The organism is Clostridium sp. HCS.1, assembly GCF_047900555.1.
GTDB lineage: Bacteria > Bacillota > Clostridia > Clostridiales > Clostridiaceae > Clostridium.
This window is the reverse complement of the sequence record NZ_CP170704.1, coordinates 51,529-70,223: the sequence shown is the minus strand read 5'-3', so window position 1 is coordinate 70,223 and position 18,695 is coordinate 51,529. Positions and strand designations below refer to the sequence as shown.

Below are 18,695 nucleotides of genomic sequence, written 5' to 3'. Positions count from 1 at the left end.
TTTTTTTATATATTAATTAGTCTATATAGTGTAATATAAGTTTATAATTATATAAATCTATGGAGGGCTATTATGAAATATGAAGTTTTATTATTTGATGCTGATGAAACCTTATTTGATTTTAAAAAGTCAGAAAAACAAGCTTTTGAAAATAGTATTAAGGAATTTAATATAGATTATGATGAAAGCTATCATTTGAAAACTTATGAAGAGATAAATAAAAATATTTGGTTGGAATTTGAGCAAGGTTTAATTACTCAAGAAAAGTTGAAGGTTGAAAGATTTAAAAGATTATCTAAGGAAATACATGTACCTTTTGATGAATTAGAATTTTCTAAAGCTTATATAAGGCACTTATCTAATGCTTCCTTCTTATATAATGATAGTATTGAATTAATAAAAAAATTAAGTAATGATTATAAACTAGCTATAATTACTAATGGGCTTAAAGATGTTCAATCTAAGCGAATAGGACAATCTGTTATAGCTAAATACTTTGACACAATAGTTATTTCTGAAGAAGTGAAGGTATCAAAGCCTAATCCAGAAATATTTGAAATTGCTTTAAACAACCTAAATTATACTGATAAGAGTAAAGTATTAATGATTGGAGATAGCTTAACTTCTGATATTAAAGGTGGAGTAAACTTTGGCATTGATACTTGTTGGATAAACTTTAATAATTATAAAAATCTAACTTCAATTAAACCTACATATGAAATCTCAAACTTATTAAATTTATTTGAAATACTAAGTAAATAATAGTTTTAATAATATAAAATATAAAAATACACCTCCAAATATTAGATACTTATGTCTAACATTTGGGGTGCATTTCAATGTTTAACTGCTTATTTTATATATGAATAAATAGAATTTTTTAGTTTTCTTATAATAGGAGTTAACCCTGAATCACACCTTTGTATAAAATAAAGACCTACAGAATATATTTTATATTCTATAGGCCATTTACATTAACCTTAATTATTCCATTAGTTTATCATTAATTTTTTCATAATATATCTTTATTTTCTCTTTTCCCCTGCTTAATCTCTTATAAACTACTTCTTTACTTAATCCTAAATCATTAGATATTTTTTCTACCGACTCTTCGAATAAATATCTTTTAATAAATATATTTTTATCTTCTTCTTTTAGAGTCTTTAATAACATATAAAACTCTTCATTATCTACTTCTATACTTTCATTAAATTCAGTATATACAATCTCTTCATTAAGCTCTAAACTAATTCCTCTTTTATTTATTTTTCTTTTATAATCAATGGCCTTATACTTAGCAACTGAAATTAAAAAGTTTCTTAAGCTGCCTTTCGTACTATCATAACAATCTATATTTCTCCAAATTGTTATTAAGACATCATTAAAGCATTCATCTACATCATTTATTTCTGAGAAATTATAAAGTATTTTATTTATCACTCCATAAATTAATTTTCCATAGGTTCTTGATAAATCATCTAATGCAAACTGTTCCCCATTGATTAATTCTAAAACTATTTCCTTATCTTCCATACCGCTCTCCCCTTATAGAAAACTAATTATATTTATTTGATAAATATTCTTGTATTTCATCACAGTCTGTATTTCTTATTAATAAATCCTTAAACTTACCATTAGTAAACTCAATAAGAATCTCTGATTGAAGTTTTCTTCTTGTAAGAAAGAAATAAGCAATAGGTATTATTGAAATAAAGTAAACACTATTTTTTACTAATTCGGATTTATTTGATAGCATATATGAAACACTTGAAAGTATTGTTGATAATGCATGTGCTGCTGCCAGTAACAATAATGCTATTGCTATTGCCAATACCTTATTTTTCTTATAGTCTAATTGAAAATGAAATCTATACTTTTTCTTAACATCTAGCCCTACATTAATCTCTTTTATATCTTCTTTATTATATATTTTTATTCCTTGCATTCTATTATAGTAATTTGCATTAACTACAATAATTCTTTTATTTGTACAAAACATTAGTACATTAAAAGAGTATCCATCCCCAGTCATAAAGGGTGCATTAACCATCATATTTACCCCAGTGGCAACTGCAAGCATTTCTGAATCTGTAGCCTTAATTATCTTTTCTATTACTTCATTCTCTTCCAATATTTTTTCCTTTACATGAATGCAAGCTTCTTTAAATTTATCTTTTGCTAGCTTAGTTTTTACATCATTTGTTATACTATTTAATTTCTTCTCTTCAATATTAGTAAGATCCATATACTCTTTGATTTCTTCCTCATTATAATTAATTCCATTTAATTCCTTAAATATTTGTCTATCATTCATATTAAATACTCCTTTAATTATTTATTTTATACTATATACGAAACCATATGTTAATATCTGGACATTTTGTGTAATAAAAATAATTAATTCTATATATTTATTAATAACTTTACTTATATCTCTTAATATCTCTTTAAGTATATATTGGTTCTCTTTTTGAAATACTAATTCAGAAGTAAACTTTAGGAGGATATTTATGAAAGAATTACTTTTAGCACTATTAATAATGACCCCATTTACAAATACTAATATAATTTCTAATCATCAAGCTATATCTACCAATATAGGTATTACTGAACCTACTGAAACAAAACAAGGATATAATCAGGAATATACTACTATTTTTAATAATATGAAGAAGGAAATGAATGCTGCAGCTAATACAGGAAATGTTAACTTAGATTTTGTCTTAGAAATGATACCTCATCATGAAGGTGGTATAAATATGGCAAAAGCAATAGTCAAATATGGTTCCAATCCAGAAGTTAAAAAAATTGCTGAAAATATTATTACTTCCCAAAGTGCTCAAATTCCAATTATGGAAGAATTAAAAACTAAATTTGAGAAAGAAAAACCTTCAAGTAAAGCTGATTCTAAAAAATATATAAAAGAATATGATAAAATTAAAGACACTATGTTTAAGAAAATGAAAGATGTTATAATAACCGATAATGTTGATGTTAACTTCCTTCAAGAAATGATATATCATCATGAAGGTGCCATTGGAATGGCAAATAATATCTTAAAATATACAACAGATCCGGAACTTAAGAAATTAGCTGAAAATATGGTTTCTACCCAAAGCAAAGGTGTAGAAGAAATGAAGTCATTATTAAGGAACTTATAAAATAAAATTAAAAAAGCAGATAAATTTGTCTCAACAATTTTATCTGCTTTATAATTAATAATCCTTTTTCTTTTTTACAACAACTACTATATTTAATATAAATATAACTAAGCTTAAAATTGAAATTCCTATTAATACATCATTCCAAAAAGTCCAATTCAATGCATTATTATCAGCTAATACACCCTGAAATATAATTCCTGAATACATAGCAACTCCACATAAAATATCAATTATCAAATCATAAGTATTTATTAATTTTCTAATTACATTATTATTAATTAAATTTTTTCTAACTCTTATTGCTTTATAAAAATTTACACATATTATAATAAATAATACTATATAAGCTATAAATACTAATTGAAAATGATTCATTACATTATCCAAAGGCTTTACCTCTAACATATCTATTCCTCCTAATATATACCCAACCTATTTCAAATTCAAAGCTAATTATATCAATATACTTATTTTCATTCAATAATTTTACAATTTTCATATATTAAATATCTAATATTGTCCTTATAGATTGTTTAATATATTCTGGGAAAAATAATGTTAATTCACCATGACTCTTATAATATCTTTTATCATGATATACATTTATGCTAATTCTACTTAATTCATTTAATAGAGGATTTATATCACAATCATAAGTTTCTTCCTCTTTAAAATAATGAATATATATATTATTGTTAAATCCAAAATCATCTAGTATAAATAGCTTATTACAATTAAATGCGTCAATAGTTCTTATATAATTATATCTAGCTCCTTATTAATTTTACTTACTATGTCCATATTATTATCTCTAAAATTTTTTTATAAAAAATAAAACAATGTTTATTTAACATCGTTGAATGCAAAACTAACTTCCGTTTTAGAGTAAGCTATTGATATTGCAAGAGTAAGGTCAGTTTTTACACTTAAATTTAGTGGCTAAAAGCTCTAAAATAAGATATAATTTTCATAAGATAATCAATTTTTAGGGTTTTTAAGCATGCTTATTAAGCCTACGGAAATCGGCTTGCAAAACTAAGTTCCGTTTGCTTGATTTTTGCATGATTAAGTTCCGTTGATACTTGCCCTAGATTTTTGATATCTTATTTTTTAAAAAGTGCAGGTTTTAGATGTATTTCATCTGCTGGTATAGGTTTTAATGATAGCTTGTCTAACAATGAATTATCTAATAACATTTGAGCTAGTCTGAATGGTGTATTTCCGTTTAAGCTAGCTCTTGCTGTACTATTAATATGATTCATCATCAAAGTAATATCTTCTTGAGTACGATTGTTTAATGATATTCCTTTAGGTATTATGTACCTTATGTACTCGTGATTCTTTTCTACGTGCGGCTTCTGATAAGAAGCCATGGGATTACAGTAGAAAATTTTGGTCCTCTGATTTCCTTTAGCATCTAATTCTAAATCTTTAGGATTCTTAAATTCAGAACCATTATCTGTTAATATAATAGGGAAATGATTCTTAAATACTTCATGCCCTAATACTTCATATAACTTATCTATAACTTCTTTTACAGCTAGCTCGCTACAACTATCAATTATAAACGCTAGCATTAAGGCACAATTTCTAAAAATAAAAGTTATAAGAACTTTGCCACTTCGTGTGCCGTGAACGGTGTCCATTTCTACTATAGGTATATTTGGATTCTCTTCAGTGAATTTAACAAAATCAACAAATGTTCTTCCAATTCTATAATTAGATTCTTTAATGACAGGAGGTGTAGATTTTTTTCGGGGTTTATACTTAACTTTTCTAGGTAAATCAATATTTCTAGCTGTAAAAGCATTTTTATCAAAATAATTATATAAAGTTCTTTCACAACAATTTATTTCTTTCCTATGATGAGTAAAAATATGAAATAAAGATTGCCCTTTAAAAATTAATGGAGAGATAACATCATCTATATTTTTCAATTCTTTTGAGGTTATATTAAGGCCTTCCCTAGATGATATTAATAGTTCTTTATACTTTGTATCTGCAATTTTAGATTTATAATACTGCTTTTCTGCCGTACACGTAGTAGCAGTGTTACAGCCGTTACAAACATATGGATAGCGATCAAGTTTAAAACATTTCTTAGCTGAAAAATCAGTGCATGCTCTGTAGCAGTTTATGAATCTACATTTCTTACATTGCTTTCCGCAGTTACTATTACATAAGTTTGTCTTAGTGCAACTTCTTCGATGTTGGCACGGTTGTATATCATTTTCCTTTTTCTTACTTACTTTAAGAAATCTATTTCTTTTAATTTCCTTAGATATAGTAGTTGGATCCTTTTTTAATCTTTCGGCAATTTCTTTTAATGGGTAATTTTGATCTAATCCATATTCAATTATAATTCGATCTTCAATCCTAAGGTGCTTTCCCTTGCATAAATTATTGTTTGACATAATTAATCCTCCCAATATGCTAAGGACAAATATCAAATTAATTATATCAAAGACTTTGCAAAACTAACTTCTGTTTAAGTAAAAAAACGGAAGTTACTTTTTCAATTTACAGTTTATTTAACATAAACCCCATTTTATTACATATTAATTACATTATATCAAATAAATGTAAAAAAGTAATTATGTTATCTTTAATTTTCTAAATCTATTATAGGATGCCATTATTTCTTGTTTCCTAGGTAATGCTAAACTTCCTGAACCACCCTTTATTTTATCTATAGATATTAATCCATTTCTTATTACTTCTAAATATGCCTCATTTACAGCCTCTTCTAAAGTAAGATTTTTATTCATTCTATTTTCTTCTATCCACTTCATAATAGCTCCAATAGCATTTAATTGTTCATTATCTACAAGTTGTTCTACAGCTCTTAAATCAATATTTTCATTATTGATACTTATATTACTTAATCCCATAGTTTTAATTTTTACACCTTTATAGGTGCTTTCAATAGTTCCCTTTTGAAGCTTTCTATCAAGGTTTATATTTATAAATATATCATTTTCTTTAATTCTCTTATTTATTTCTCCTCTCATAAGAGCCTTTGCTTCTTTTGTAACATCCTTTGTTTCATAATTATCCATTTGAATAACAGTATCTGCTACATCAAAATAATCGCCAGAGCTACCTATAACTAATATAGTTGAAATATCCCTTTGCTTATATAAAGGCTTCACTATTTCAATAAATGGTGTTATTGGCTCCTTTTCCTTAGATACTAATCTTTGCATTAAGTCATCTCTAATCATAAAATTAGTGGCTGATGTATCTTCATCAATAAGTAAAACCTTTGCTTTAGCTTCAATAGCTTCTACTATATTAGCAGCTTGTGATGTACTACCACTAGCATTTTCTGTAGTAAATTTAACTGTATCTTTACCATTTGGAAGGTTATCTATAAATAATGATATATCTGTATTTTTAATACTCCTTCCATCTTCTGCTCTTACTTTAACTGAAGTATTATCAGTAATTACAAATTCTCTGCCATCGCCTTCAATATGATTATATACACCTAGTTCTAAAGCATTTAAAAGAGTAGACTTTCCATGATAGCCTCCCCCAATTATTAAAGTTATTCCTTTTTTAATTCCCATTCCTTTAACTAAGCCCTTATTAGGTAAATTTAATTCTACTTCTAATGATTCTGGAGACTTAAACGGTAATGCATTCTTTAATGGTCTTTGTGAAACTCCGCTTTCTCTAGGTAGTATTGATCCATTAGCTATAAAAGCAATTAAATCTTTTTTCTTAATTTCAGTTCTTATATATTCTTGGTCCTGGACTAATTTAACCCTATCTATCACTTTAGTCTTATTGATATTCTCATATATTAATGTATTTTCAACTATACTTGGTATAACATTATATAAAATCTTTTCTAATTCTTTAGATAATACAGTTCTTCCCTTTGCTGGAAAACCAACATAAAATCTAGCCTCAATATTATCCTTATTTATTACTATTGAAGTTCTTTCTAATATCTCTTGTGGACATCTACTTATAGAAATTAATCCACTTTTACCAGAACCAAATATCTTTTCACTAAACTTATTTATATTAAAATAAAATAATCTAGTTAAAAAATCAGAAACTGCAATTCTTTTATAATCTTCATTTATTAATTCTTCTGGAAACCTTGCTTTATCCTTATTTATAATAATTCTTATTCTTGATGGTGAAGCAAAGGGGTCTCCTTGAACATGATCTATACTTAAAATATAATCATTAAAATCATATTGCCCTTGTAAATCTTTATATGCTTTATATCCTCTTCCATCTATTCTTTGAAGTTCATTTCTTAAAGTTATAGAATTCTTCATATCAATACCTCCTATAGCTTATTAAAATATTCGTCTATTAACTTTTCTCCCATTCTTCTATACATATTGCTCATATTAATAAAGGAGCTAAGTAATAAAAAGTTTTTTTGGAATTCTTCATCCTCTTCTATATTTTCACTTATCATATTGCTTTCAATATTATTATTTTTTTCTTCTATAGTTTTTTCTACATCTTTTAAATCCTCATTATATTGTTTTAAATATAAACTATATAATTCTCTTATTGGATACTTTTCTCCATCCTCGAAGGTTTTAACTATCTTATTTAATGAACTCTTTATATCACCGATAGATAAGCCACCCTTTAAATTATATATAAGGCTCATTAGTATTAAATGCTCCTTACTATACTTTTTATTTTTTATAGACATTAATAACTTACCCTTAGCATAATTATTTACCATTGTCTTTGTTAATGCCTTATCATCTTCAGTTCTTTTACTTTCATTAAATTTACTATCAAATAACTGAGTAACTTGATCCATATATAAGTCTAACTCTGGCATTTCTTCTAATGTTAATTGATTTTGTAAATTTAACTCTTTAAATTTTTCCATTAATTCATTTTTATCCATAAGTTCCTCCATGTAGTTTCTTAAACTACTTATTAATATACCTATATTTAAATATACTAGTAATCAATAGATAATTCAAGAAAATTAATAAATTTCATCACTTTTCTAAAAATATAAGATATTTTCAACTTTGACTTTTTAAATACACTTTATTAATATATAAGTAACAATATGTAGTTTTGAAAACTATATGAAAGAGGTGTTGAGTTTTGGAAAAGTATTTAAGAGAGCCTATTAATAGTTTAACCCATTTTATTGGTGCCATTCTTTCAGTTTTTGCTTTAATTGCAATGCTAGTAAAAGGATTTATCAACAATTCATCTACTGTCACAATTGCTTCTGTTATAATATTTGGTATCAGTTTAATCTTGTTATATACTGTATCGGCAACTTATCATGGAGTTATAACTAGCGATAAGGTTATTTTCAGATTAAGAAAATTAGATCACTCTATGATTTTTATATTAATAGCTGGTTCTTATGCACCATTTAGCTTAATTGCCCTTGGAGGCTCAAGAGGAACTATTTTCTTTACAATTATAGCTTCTATTGCCATATCTGGTATCCTGTTTAGAATGCTTTGGTTTAACTGCCCAAGATGGCTACAAACAGCTCTTTATATAGGTTTAGGTTGGGCTGCTATATTTATGATTAAGCCTTTATCACAAGTATTAAGTCCTATTAGCTTATTTTTATTAGTTTTAGGTGGAGTACTTTACACAGTAGGTGGCGTTATCTATGGTCTTAAACCTAAGAAACTTCAACTTGGGAAATTTGGTTTCCATGAAATATTCCATATATTCATTATACTAGGAAGCTTATGTCACTTTATTTGTGTATTTATATATTTAATATAAAAGCTCCTTAATATATTAAACTTTATATAATCTCTTGAAGTAAAAAGAGCTGATTTAACAGCTCTTAATAAAAATATACTTTTAAAACTCCGAAAGGAGTTTTTTCTTTAATTTTACATTCTACATTTTTAAATTTACATTGTGCGTCAGCACACTCTATCTTTGTTTAATTATTGCTTTTCTAGTTAATAGCCTTGCTAATGCTATAAATATTATAAATGATACTAAAAATGTTAATATAGGTGCATATACATTTTGAGTTTTCAATCCAAATATAGTTTCTATAAATTTATTAATATTATTAATAATGCTAGGATACGCTGTTCCTATCATGCTTATTAATATGGATAATGCAACTGGAATAATAGATACTACTACCTTCATAAAGCTATTGCATTTATAATAAATTATAGTTATTAAAAAACCTAAAGAAATTGCAACTAAACATAACGAAGCCTGAAAAATAAAACTATTAAATAAAGTTGAGATACTGTTACTTTGTATCCAATCAATAGAATTATACCATTCGCCACTTCCTATATTCGCATAACTCATATCATAAATAGTTGGACATTTTATAAAGATGTTATAAACACGATTAATTATTATATCTATAATAGACATAAATAATGCTATTGGAATCATAGACAATGCTGTTCCATATAAGAAGTCTTTTCTAGATACGTTGTTACTCTTCATAAAATAGAAATTTTCCTTAAATAAATTTAAACCTGCAACAAAGATAAATATTACTGATGATATCTCTAATCCAGAGGAAGATATATTACCAGTTCCTGAGAGTATGGCTGATAATAGGCATACAGCAATAAAAATTGAGTAATAAATTATTATAGAATTTTTTAAACTATTAAGATTATATTTTACTATAGATTTTAATTTCATTATTTAACTTCCTCCTCTCCAGTTAAGTGAATAAATAATTTTTGTAATTCTACCTTTGATGTTTCTAATTCTAAATCTCTTATTTGTATTTTATTTTCATCAGTAATCTTTCCAATAATAGTTGCTGCCTTAAATCCTGCTATAGATTCTATATTAATGCACTTCTTATCCTTTATATATTTTTCAACTTTTTCTGAAGGTCCTGAAATTAGATATGCTTCAGCTAATAAACTTTCTACTTCCTTATCTCCTAATACCTTTCCCTCCTTAATTATTATTACTTTTTCTAAAATCTCTGAAACTTCTTCTATTATATGAGTTGATAAAATTATAGTCTTAGGTTCATCAATATAATTTGCAACTAATTCCTTATAAAACATATCTCTATGATTAGCATCTAATCCTAAAACAGGTTCATCAAAAATTAATATTTCAGCTCCTGATGCTAAAGTTATAATTATTTTACAAATTGATGAATATCCAGTAGATAATTCTTTAAATTTCTTATTAATATTAAGACCAAATTTTTCACTTAAGTTTAAGGCATAGTCCATATCAAAGTTTTTATAAAACTCTTTTGACCATTTAAATATATCCTTAATCTTCATTCCTTCAGGATATAAATCTTGTTCTGTCATAAAATAGGCTTTCCCTAAAGCTTTACTATTTTCAATTACATCTTCATTATCTATTGTTACACTTCCTCCACTTGGAAAGATTCTATTAGTGATAAGATTTAAAAGTGTTGTTTTTCCTGCCCCATTTCTTCCTAATAATCCATATATCTTATTTTCTTCTATAGTTAATGAAACATTATCTAAAACTCTATTTTTCCCATATTCTTTAGTTAAGTTTGATATCTTTATCAATGCCATTAGCTATTCCCCCTTTTTATCATATCTAAAATATCCTCAACAGATATATTAAGCTTCTTTGCTTCCTCAATTAATGAAATTATATAATTAGAATAAAAACTATCTTTTCTCTTTTGTATCAGTACTTCCTTGCTTCCCTTTGAAACAAACATTCCAACACCCCTCTTTTTATAAATAATTCCCTGATCTACTAATAAATTAAATCCCTTTGCTACTGTTGCTGGATTGATTTTAAATTTTACTGATATTTCTGTTGTTGACGGTATTACTTCATCTTCTTTATAAATTCCATTTAATATACCATCCTCTATTAACTGAGCTATTTGAATGTAAATAGGTGTTTCACTAGAAAAATCTAAATTCATAGCTACCTCCTTTTAACTTTATACTATAATATATGTATCTTTTGTTATTTAGTTAATTACTTATGTAATTAACTATATACCTATTGGATTTATTTGTCAATATATCTCAAATAAATTATTTACTTAATTTCCATTAAATTTTCTAAATATTATTTTGTCTTTCAATGAAATTATGTTTACTTTATGATATAATAACGAAATGAATAATTTTAGAAATGAGGTCGGTTTTTAGTGATAACTGTATCAAACGTAAGTTTAAGATTTGGTGGCCGTAAGCTATTCGAAGACGTAAATATAAAGTTCAACCCTGGTAACTGTTATGGTGTTATAGGTGCTAACGGTGCTGGTAAAAGTACTTTCTTAAAAATATTATCTGGAGAAATTGAACCAAATACAGGTGATGTAAGTATTGCACCTAATACAAGAATGTCTGTTTTAAAGCAAGATCACTTTGCTTATGACGAATATGAAGTTTTACAAACAGTAATAATGGGTAATAAAAGATTATATGAAATAATGGAAGAAAAGGATGCTTTATATGCAAAGCCAGACTTTTCTGATGAAGACGGTATAAGAGCTTCTGAATTAGAAGGTGAATTTGCTGATATGAATGGTTGGGAAGCTGAATCAGACGCTTCTTCTTTACTTCAAGGTTTAGGAATTGGAACTGATATGCACTATAAGAAGATGGCTGAATTAACTGGTTCTGAAAAAGTTAAGGTTCTTTTAGCCCAAGCCTTATTCGGAAATCCTGGAATATTAATTCTAGATGAGCCTACTAACCACTTAGATATACAATCAATTAACTGGTTAGAAGACTTCCTTTTAAGATTTGAAGGAACTGTTATTGTAGTATCCCATGATAGACACTTCTTAAATACAGTATGTACTGTAATGGCTGACGTTGACTTTGGAAAAATCAAATTATACGTTGGTAACTATGACTTCTGGTATGAATCAAGCCAATTAGCACTTCAAATGGCTAAGGATCAAAACAAGAAGAAAGAAGAAAAAATCAAGGAATTACAAGACTTTATTGCAAGATTTAGTGCAAATGCTTCTAAATCTAAGCAAGCAACTTCTCGTAAGAAGTTATTAGATAAGATTACTTTAGATGATATACAACCATCAAGCAGAAGATATCCTTTCGTTGGATTTAAACCTGAAAGAGAAGTTGGTAATGAAATTCTTACTGTTGAAGGATTAACTAAGACTATTGATGGAGTTAAGGTTTTAGATAATGTTAGCTTTAGAGTTAATAAAGATGATAAAATTGCTTTCGTTGGTGACAATGAAATTGCTATAACAACTTTATTTAAAATAATTAATGGTGAAATGGAACCAGATAGTGGAGAATATAAATGGGGAATAACAATAACTAATTCTTACTTCCCTAAAGATAATACAGAGTTCTTTGAAGGATGTGATTTAAGCTTAGTTGATTGGCTTAGACAATATGCTGGAAAAACTGTTGAAGAACAATCTGAATCTTACTTAAGAGGATTCCTTGGAAGAATGTTATTCTCAGGAGAAGAAGCATTAAAGAAAGCTAGTGTATTATCAGGAGGAGAAAAGGTTAGATGTATGTTATCTAGAATGATGCTTACAAATGCTAATGTATTAATTTTAGACCAACCTACTAACCACTTAGATCTTGAATCTATAACAGCAGTTAATAATGGATTAAAAGATTATAAGAGCGTAGTTTTATTTGCTTCTCATGACCATCAATTTATTCAAACTATAGCAAATAGAATAATTGATATTAAAGAAGATGGTTCAATAGTTGATAGAACTATGACATATGATGAATACTTAGAATTCTCAGGAAAGACTAAATAAATAGTTGTAAAATAGGATACCAATATTGGTATCCTATTTTATATTATATAAATTTTGATATTTACAGTTGTGCTATCATTCTATGCTCTATATATTTTTCGCCTTCAAACTCATACTCAAATACTTCTTTCTTTTCAAATCCAGCTTTTTCATACATAGCTAGAGCAACCTTATTATCAACTTCAGCACTTGTATAAAGTTTTAAATGTCCATATTTATTAACAAAGAACTCTAAAAACTTCTTTAATGCTATTTTCCCTATTCCTTGATTTTGATATTTTTCATCTATCATAAATCTACTCATTGACCATCCATTAATTTCATAATCAAAATCATATAAAATAAGTCCAACCATATCATTATCCTTATAAATTCCTAAAGGATAAAAATTAGGTTCATAGGCAGCTTGTACTAAAGTGTAAATATTAGTTGCTACAAATCTCTTTTGATTCTCACTAACTTTTAAGTTTATGCATTCATTATAATTACTTCTATCAATTTCTCTAAACTGTATATTCATTATCTATCTCCCCTAAATATTACTCATTTATATAATTATATTACTTATCTAAAATACTTTATATAAGTATTTTTATTAGTCTTATGCTTAAACTATTAGAAATATATTATTTAAGGAGGCTTCTTAATGCAATTACTATTATCATTTTTAACTATATCCTTATTTATATTTAATAGTGCATCTATTAATAAAAATATAGACACTACTTCTCCAAGAATTATTGATGCTTATATATTAGTTTATGACTCTATTTATAACCAACCTGAAAGCATTAAGGGTGATTATATAATATTAGATATGGAATCCTATTTCTTTGCAGATACTACATATGAAGATAGGCAGAAAATGATAAATAATTTTAATAAATACAATAAAGTTATAGTTAATTCTTCACTGTTCAAACTAAAAGAAATAGGATTAGTAGATAAATTGGGAAACCTACGCCTAAATGGTGAAATATTAATGATAGATTGTATAGACTATACTTCCTATGATAATGGAATAATCATTAAAGCTATTAATTATAAAAGCCCGATAGTGGCTAAATTCTATACCATTAAATTAGCTATTGAAAATAATGAGTGGATATTAAAAAGTATCACTTTGAATGGAGTAGCATAACAAAAAAAGAGAATGTAAGTTACATTCTCTTCTCAAAGGCATTATTCTTATACTTAGTTTTGCGAAGCAAAACAACCACAACTCTTACCTTTTACTTATTCACTATTACTTTGATAATAAGTCTAATGCTAATTAGCAAAGTGATAACTTCGGCTAAAGGAATAGTAAGCCATACTCCTGTCATCCCAAGAAAATTTGGTAATAATAATATCAAAGGTATCACTACAATTAATCCTCTTATCATTGAAATAGCAAAGGATTCCTTTGGTTTGTTAATAGAAGCAAAGAAAGATGTAGTTACAATATTTATTCCCATAATAATAAATGCACTAAAATAAATATTAATTCCTTCTATAGCCATAGAAAGTAATGCCTTATCTCCTTCACTATTAAATAGGTTAACTATTTCCTCGGAAAAGCTTAATCCAATTAAGTAGCATCCTACTCCTAAGATAATAGACGTAATTATTCCATACTTAAAAATAGTTCTTATATTTTTAATCTTACCTTCTCCATAATTTTTACTAATTATAGGCTGAATTCCTTGAGCTATTCCTGTAAATATAGATATTACTATTAGAGCTAAATTAGCAATTATTCCATATGCCGCAATTCCAGTATTATTTGATATTTTTAATATAGTAAAATTAAATAATAATATTATTAATCCAGATGAAACTTCAGTGATAAAGGCTGGAATACCTAATGAAATTATTTTCTTCATATAAGTAAAATTAAACTTACACTTAATAAGCTTAAAATTATTTTTCTTTTTAATAAAGTGAAGTGATAATATAACCAAGCTTAATATTGGCGTAGCTCCTGTTGCAAGAGCTGCTCCAAACATTCCAAGTTTAAAAGGATAGATAAAAATATAATCTAAAACTACATTACTTAAGCTTCCTATAGTCATTGCAATCATAGCTAGTTTAGGATTATTATCATTTCTCACAAAGGAGGTAATTATATTATTTACTATGAAAACAGAAGAAAACGATAATAATGTTTTAAGATATTTACTAGCTAAAGGTGCTACTACTTCATCAGCTCCTAAAATTACTACAATGTCATAAGAAAATATTACTCCAATTATAGTTATTATAGCTCCAGTAATTAATCCCATTAACATAGCATGAGTAAATACCTTATTTGCTCCCTTTTCACTATTTTTTCCTCTTTTTATAGAATAACTAATTCCAGCTCCTATTCCTATCATTAATCCAAATCCGCTCATTAAACTCCATAATGGTAAAACTAAGTTTAAAGCTGTTAGCCCAATACTCCCTACTCCATTTGCTATAAAAAATGTATCAGCAAGTATATAGAAAGAAAGACCTATCATACTAATTACATTTAATGATACATATTTTGTAAAATCCTTTAAAATATTATCTTTTAAACTTTTCATTTTATATCCCCCTTAACTAAAAAAAGCATTAGATTGTCTATACCCTAAGGCCTAACGGCATAAACTTCTAACGCTTGTTATCTAAATAATATATCCGGCGATATTATTATTCTAACTATTTATTTTATAAAATTCTATAATATTGTACTAGAATTGTCAACAACTCTTTAAATATTAACTCATAATAGTATCTATGCACTCTCCAACAGTTGAAACACATTTTTGTGCAATATTTTTTAATTCTTCTTCAACATGATGGAAAGTAAAACTGTTTTTTGTTAATTCAAACATTGATACATCATTAAATGAATCTCCTATAGCATAAAGATTTTCTTCTTTAATATTATCTAGTTCAAGTATATTTCTTAGTCCATTCCCCTTTGAGCAATCCTTTGGAGCTATATCTACAAAGAATTGATTTCTAAAGGCTTCTATTTCTTGTCCATATATTTCAATTAATAAATTCTTTATTTCCTCTGCTACTACCGCATCTTTATTAATTGAAAAAACACTTATAAATGCATATTTTCTTTCTTTAGTAAATATCTCATCTATTGAAATTCTATTTTCAAAACGTAATAACATATCCTTTATGTCTCCTGATAAACTACTTTCATATTCTAATCCCTTAGATTTAACTAAATAATGTTGTCCATCAGCTTCAAAATGAATACAAATATCATCTCTATCTATAAACCCATTAATAATTTTTTTTGCTATATCATGTTTTATGTAATTATTAAAAATAACTTTTTTATTATTATCTAATACTATTGCCCCATTACAAGCTACTATATAGTCATACTCTATTTCGGGATAATCCTTAAATAAGTCATAAATTGACTCTATATCTCTTCCTGTTGAAATTACAAATTTATTTCCTTCTGCCTTAAAACCTATTATAGCCTCTAAGTTTTCTCTGCTTATAGTTTGATCCTCCCTTAACAAAGTTCCATCTAAGTCGCATGCTAAATATTTCATTAATTTCCACTCCCCTGAAAATACTTCTAGAAAATTATATCATAATTATTATTATAATTTTTTCAATATATAAAATTACTATATATTATTACATTTAGCATATACATTATATTTTTATTATATAATTATTATAGATACTATTCAGAAGCTCATTATCTACATTTAACTCTAAAAATTAAATTAAGGAGATTGTTATGATATTTAACAGAAAAATAATTTTAACCTTTATTATTTCTCTTATAATTTCATACCTTATTGTTGGATACTTAGGTTCCAACTTATTCGTTGCTATTCATTGGATTGAAGATGTAACATTAATTGATAAATTAAGAGAATTTTATATTAGAACCTTTTGGTCTAACATTTCTTTTGCCTTACCCTTAGCATTAATTTCAACATTTATAGTTTATAAAAAACTAAATAAATAGACTTTCTTACATTAAAAAGGATACATATTAGTTTGTATATAATTAAAAACATTTTAATTATTAAACTTATATATATCCTTCTGAAATTTATATTTTATTTATTATAACTCATATGAAGTAATTCATGAGCCTTTCCGTGGCCTGGTTTACCCATATAATTATCATACATATTATTTAAAGCTACATTTTCATGAGATTTTCTCTTCTTTAAGTTTTTATCTTGATTATATAATACTGATGCTCTTACACTTCTAATGTCCATAGTTAATCTATCAGATGCATTAACATGAGGTTGACCACCACCATTTACACATCCACCAGGACATGCCATAACTTCAATAAAGTGATATTTTTTTTCATCTAATTTTCCACTATTTACGAAATCAAATAAGCTTGAAGATCCATTTATTACTGCTACATTATAGTTATCTCCACCAATTTCTATAGTAGCTTCTTTAATTCCTGCAAGTCCTCTTACTTGTTTATATTCTATGTTTTCTAAATCCTTGCCTTCAACAAAGTCTTTAGCAGTTCTTAATGCTGCCTCCATAACTCCACCAGTTGCTCCAAATATAGCGCCTGCACCTGTATATTCTCCCATAGCTGGATCCGATTCACTATCTTCAAGTTTAGCAAAATCTATTTTTGCATCTTTAATCATTTTAGCTAATTCTCTTGTAGTTATTACTGCATCTATATTTCTTAATCCGTTATTCTCCATTTCAGGCCTATCAGCTTCATATTTTTTAGCAGTACATGGCATTATAGTTACTGTAAAAACATTTTTAGGATCTATATCTGAAATAGTTGGGTAATATGTCTTACTAGCTGTTCCAAATATTTGTTGTGGAGATTTAGCACTTGATAAATTCTCTAAAAGGTTTGGATAATAGTTCTCTACTTGTCTTACCCAGGCTGGACAACAAGAAGTAAACATAGGGAATGGTCCACCTACCTTAATTCTTTCAATTAATTCAGTTGCTTCTTCCATTATAGTCATATCTGCACCAAAATTTATATCAAAGATTTTATCGAAACCTAATTCTCTTAATGCTGTATATATCTTCCCTGTTACATCTACTCCATAGCCCATCTTAAATAATTCACCCATAGCTGTTCTTACAGAAGGAGCCATAGCAACAATAACATGTTTATCTTCATTTTCTAAGGCATCTTTTACTCTATCCATATGTGATTTTTCTGATAATGCATCTACTGGACATGCAGCTACACATTGACCACATAATAAACAATTAGTATCATCAAAACATTTTAAATTATCGGGCCCGATTATATTTTCACCATTAACTTCAATAAACTTTATAGATTCTGTTCCAGTTTTAGTTTTGCAAGCTGCTACACATCTTCCACAAGTAACACATTTAGTTCTATCTATAACAATTGATTTACTTCTATCATCTACATACTCTGATTTATCTGCAACAACAAATGGTTTACTTGCTTTAGACCTAGTCTTAATAACAAGCTTTAAAAACTCACAATTTTCTCTTCTTTTGCAAGGTCCACATTTAAATTCATGTTTATCTAATAAACTTGAAACTCTTTCCTTTACAGCTTCTTGAACTCTCTCAGTATTAGTATTAATAATCATACCATCACTTGGAATTAAGCAACAGGCCTTTTCTAAAGTATCTTGTCCTTCTATCTCAACCAAGCATATTCCACATTGGCCAACATTACCACAATCTTCAAGAAAACATAAAGCAGGAATATCAACTCCATTTTCCCTTGCTATCTTAATCAAATTATCTTCATTACTTACTAGAACTTTATTTCCATTAATAGTAATATTTTTCACCGAAACTTCCCCCTATAC

Annotated in this window: 19 protein-coding genes; 6 read left to right on the top strand and 13 right to left on the bottom strand. The window is 26.8% G+C overall.

The annotated features are described in order from the left end of the window. The first annotated feature begins 72 nt into the window (after window positions 1-72). The gene (locus tag ACFYH6_RS00325) at window positions 73-762 is read left to right on the top strand and encodes a YjjG family noncanonical pyrimidine nucleotidase (RefSeq protein ID WP_416180277.1); all 690 of its coding nucleotides are present in this window, start codon (window positions 73-75) and stop codon (window positions 760-762) included. 222 nt (window positions 763-984) lie between these two features. Here the strand turns inward: ACFYH6_RS00325 and ACFYH6_RS00320 are convergent, their stop codons facing one another. Next, window positions 985-1,533: a sigma-70 family RNA polymerase sigma factor gene (locus tag ACFYH6_RS00320; RefSeq protein WP_416180278.1), complete on the bottom strand. Its 549-nt coding sequence runs from the start codon at window positions 1,531-1,533 to the stop codon at window positions 985-987. A gap of 22 nt (window positions 1,534-1,555) precedes the next feature. Next, a complete protein-coding gene (locus ACFYH6_RS00315; RefSeq protein ID WP_416180279.1) occupies window positions 1,556-2,314 on the bottom strand; it encodes a hypothetical protein in 759 nt (252 codons plus the stop codon). A gap of 196 nt (window positions 2,315-2,510) precedes the next feature. Between ACFYH6_RS00315 and ACFYH6_RS00310 the strand changes: the two genes are divergently transcribed. After that, the gene (locus ACFYH6_RS00310) at window positions 2,511-3,161 is read left to right on the top strand and encodes a DUF305 domain-containing protein (protein ID WP_416180280.1); all 651 of its coding nucleotides are present in this window, start codon (window positions 2,511-2,513) and stop codon (window positions 3,159-3,161) included. A gap of 54 nt (window positions 3,162-3,215) precedes the next feature. Here the strand turns inward: ACFYH6_RS00310 and ACFYH6_RS00305 are convergent, their stop codons facing one another. The 4 genes from ACFYH6_RS00305 to ACFYH6_RS00290 all read right to left on the bottom strand — a co-directional run bounded on the left by ACFYH6_RS00305 (window position 3,216) and on the right by ACFYH6_RS00290 (window position 8,058). Then, on the bottom strand, window positions 3,216-3,569 hold the full coding sequence (locus ACFYH6_RS00305; RefSeq protein WP_416180281.1) for a hypothetical protein: 354 nt from the start codon (window positions 3,567-3,569) through the stop codon (window positions 3,216-3,218). 698 nt (window positions 3,570-4,267) lie between these two features. Then, window positions 4,268-5,578: an IS30 family transposase gene (locus ACFYH6_RS00300; RefSeq protein ID WP_416180559.1), complete on the bottom strand. Its 1,311-nt coding sequence runs from the start codon at window positions 5,576-5,578 to the stop codon at window positions 4,268-4,270. Window positions 5,579-5,758: 180 nt separating this feature from the next. After that, a complete protein-coding gene (locus ACFYH6_RS00295) occupies window positions 5,759-7,462 on the bottom strand; it encodes an ABC-ATPase domain-containing protein (protein ID WP_416180534.1) in 1,704 nt (567 codons plus the stop codon). An 11-nt stretch (window positions 7,463-7,473) separates the two neighbouring features. Further along, a complete protein-coding gene (locus ACFYH6_RS00290) occupies window positions 7,474-8,058 on the bottom strand; it encodes a DUF1836 domain-containing protein (protein ID WP_316342488.1) in 585 nt (194 codons plus the stop codon). A gap of 209 nt (window positions 8,059-8,267) precedes the next feature. On the opposite strand from ACFYH6_RS00290, the gene trhA reads away from it, so the two are divergent. After that, window positions 8,268-8,915, top strand: a complete 648-nt coding sequence (trhA, locus tag ACFYH6_RS00285; RefSeq protein WP_316342489.1) for a PAQR family membrane homeostasis protein TrhA — start codon at window positions 8,268-8,270, stop codon at window positions 8,913-8,915. Between the two features lie 156 nt (window positions 8,916-9,071). Here the strand turns inward: trhA and ACFYH6_RS00280 are convergent, their stop codons facing one another. Genes ACFYH6_RS00280 through ACFYH6_RS00270 form a run of 3 tightly spaced genes read right to left on the bottom strand, consistent with a single transcriptional unit; the run spans window position 9,072 to window position 11,058 of the window. Continuing rightward, complete coding sequence (locus ACFYH6_RS00280; protein WP_416180533.1) at window positions 9,072-9,818, bottom strand: hypothetical protein; 747 nt, start codon at window positions 9,816-9,818, stop codon at window positions 9,072-9,074. Then, window positions 9,818-10,693 (bottom strand): ATP-binding cassette domain-containing protein, encoded by an 876-nt coding sequence (locus ACFYH6_RS00275; protein WP_416180532.1) that lies wholly within the window; start codon window positions 10,691-10,693, stop codon window positions 9,818-9,820. The genes ACFYH6_RS00280 and ACFYH6_RS00275 overlap by 1 nt, the downstream gene beginning before the upstream one ends. After that, complete coding sequence (locus ACFYH6_RS00270; RefSeq protein WP_416180531.1) at window positions 10,693-11,058, bottom strand: GntR family transcriptional regulator; 366 nt, start codon at window positions 11,056-11,058, stop codon at window positions 10,693-10,695. The genes ACFYH6_RS00275 and ACFYH6_RS00270 overlap by 1 nt, the downstream gene beginning before the upstream one ends. A gap of 231 nt (window positions 11,059-11,289) precedes the next feature. Between ACFYH6_RS00270 and ACFYH6_RS00265 the strand changes: the two genes are divergently transcribed. Then, a complete protein-coding gene (locus ACFYH6_RS00265; RefSeq protein ID WP_316342493.1) occupies window positions 11,290-12,900 on the top strand; it encodes an ABC-F family ATP-binding cassette domain-containing protein in 1,611 nt (536 codons plus the stop codon). 61 nt (window positions 12,901-12,961) lie between these two features. Here ACFYH6_RS00265 and ACFYH6_RS00260 read toward each other — a convergent pair whose 3' ends face one another. Then, the gene (locus ACFYH6_RS00260) at window positions 12,962-13,420 is read right to left on the bottom strand and encodes a GNAT family N-acetyltransferase (RefSeq protein WP_416180530.1); all 459 of its coding nucleotides are present in this window, start codon (window positions 13,418-13,420) and stop codon (window positions 12,962-12,964) included. Window positions 13,421-13,546: 126 nt separating this feature from the next. On the opposite strand from ACFYH6_RS00260, the gene ACFYH6_RS00255 reads away from it, so the two are divergent. Then, the gene (locus ACFYH6_RS00255) at window positions 13,547-14,041 is read left to right on the top strand and encodes a hypothetical protein (protein ID WP_416180529.1); all 495 of its coding nucleotides are present in this window, start codon (window positions 13,547-13,549) and stop codon (window positions 14,039-14,041) included. A gap of 91 nt (window positions 14,042-14,132) precedes the next feature. Here ACFYH6_RS00255 and ACFYH6_RS00250 read toward each other — a convergent pair whose 3' ends face one another. Beyond that, window positions 14,133-15,449: an MATE family efflux transporter gene (locus ACFYH6_RS00250; protein WP_416180528.1), complete on the bottom strand. Its 1,317-nt coding sequence runs from the start codon at window positions 15,447-15,449 to the stop codon at window positions 14,133-14,135. Window positions 15,450-15,623: 174 nt separating this feature from the next. Beyond that, window positions 15,624-16,430 (bottom strand): Cof-type HAD-IIB family hydrolase, encoded by an 807-nt coding sequence (locus tag ACFYH6_RS00245; protein WP_316342498.1) that lies wholly within the window; start codon window positions 16,428-16,430, stop codon window positions 15,624-15,626. Window positions 16,431-16,624: 194 nt separating this feature from the next. On the opposite strand from ACFYH6_RS00245, the gene ACFYH6_RS00240 reads away from it, so the two are divergent. Further along, a complete protein-coding gene (locus ACFYH6_RS00240; RefSeq protein WP_316345231.1) occupies window positions 16,625-16,858 on the top strand; it encodes a hypothetical protein in 234 nt (77 codons plus the stop codon). Window positions 16,859-16,952: 94 nt separating this feature from the next. On the opposite strand, the gene ACFYH6_RS00235 is transcribed toward ACFYH6_RS00240, so the two are convergent. Further along, a complete protein-coding gene (locus tag ACFYH6_RS00235) occupies window positions 16,953-18,677 on the bottom strand; it encodes a ferredoxin hydrogenase (protein WP_416180527.1) in 1,725 nt (574 codons plus the stop codon). Between the last annotated feature and the right edge of the window lie 18 nt (window positions 18,678-18,695).

What these genes read in the sequence shown, in the direction of transcription:
- ACFYH6_RS00325 (WP_416180277.1), top strand. Translation starts at nt 73, where the DNA reads ATGAAATATGAAGTTTTATTATTTGATGCTGATGAAACCTTATTTGAT.
- ACFYH6_RS00320 (WP_416180278.1), bottom strand. Translation starts at nt 1,533, where the DNA reads ATGGAAGATAAGGAAATAGTTTTAGAATTAATCAATGGGGAACAGTTT.
- ACFYH6_RS00315 (WP_416180279.1), bottom strand. Translation starts at nt 2,314, where the DNA reads ATGAATGATAGACAAATATTTAAGGAATTAAATGGAATTAATTATAAT.
- ACFYH6_RS00310 (WP_416180280.1), top strand. Translation starts at nt 2,511, where the DNA reads ATGAAAGAATTACTTTTAGCACTATTAATAATGACCCCATTTACAAAT.
- ACFYH6_RS00305 (WP_416180281.1), bottom strand. Translation starts at nt 3,569, where the DNA reads ATGTTAGAGGTAAAGCCTTTGGATAATGTAATGAATCATTTTCAATTA.
- ACFYH6_RS00300 (WP_416180559.1), bottom strand. Translation starts at nt 5,578, where the DNA reads ATGTCAAACAATAATTTATGCAAGGGAAAGCACCTTAGGATTGAAGAT.
- ACFYH6_RS00295 (WP_416180534.1), bottom strand. Translation starts at nt 7,462, where the DNA reads ATGAAGAATTCTATAACTTTAAGAAATGAACTTCAAAGAATAGATGGA.
- ACFYH6_RS00290 (WP_316342488.1), bottom strand. Translation starts at nt 8,058, where the DNA reads ATGGATAAAAATGAATTAATGGAAAAATTTAAAGAGTTAAATTTACAA.
- ACFYH6_RS00280 (WP_416180533.1), bottom strand. Translation starts at nt 9,818, where the DNA reads ATGAAATTAAAATCTATAGTAAAATATAATCTTAATAGTTTAAAAAAT.
- ACFYH6_RS00275 (WP_416180532.1), bottom strand. Translation starts at nt 10,693, where the DNA reads ATGGCATTGATAAAGATATCAAACTTAACTAAAGAATATGGGAAAAAT.
- ACFYH6_RS00270 (WP_416180531.1), bottom strand. Translation starts at nt 11,058, where the DNA reads ATGAATTTAGATTTTTCTAGTGAAACACCTATTTACATTCAAATAGCT.
- ACFYH6_RS00260 (WP_416180530.1), bottom strand. Translation starts at nt 13,420, where the DNA reads ATGAATATACAGTTTAGAGAAATTGATAGAAGTAATTATAATGAATGC.
- ACFYH6_RS00255 (WP_416180529.1), top strand. Translation starts at nt 13,547, where the DNA reads ATGCAATTACTATTATCATTTTTAACTATATCCTTATTTATATTTAAT.
- ACFYH6_RS00250 (WP_416180528.1), bottom strand. Translation starts at nt 15,449, where the DNA reads ATGAAAAGTTTAAAAGATAATATTTTAAAGGATTTTACAAAATATGTA.
- ACFYH6_RS00245 (WP_316342498.1), bottom strand. Translation starts at nt 16,430, where the DNA reads ATGAAATATTTAGCATGCGACTTAGATGGAACTTTGTTAAGGGAGGAT.
- ACFYH6_RS00240 (WP_316345231.1), top strand. Translation starts at nt 16,625, where the DNA reads ATGATATTTAACAGAAAAATAATTTTAACCTTTATTATTTCTCTTATA.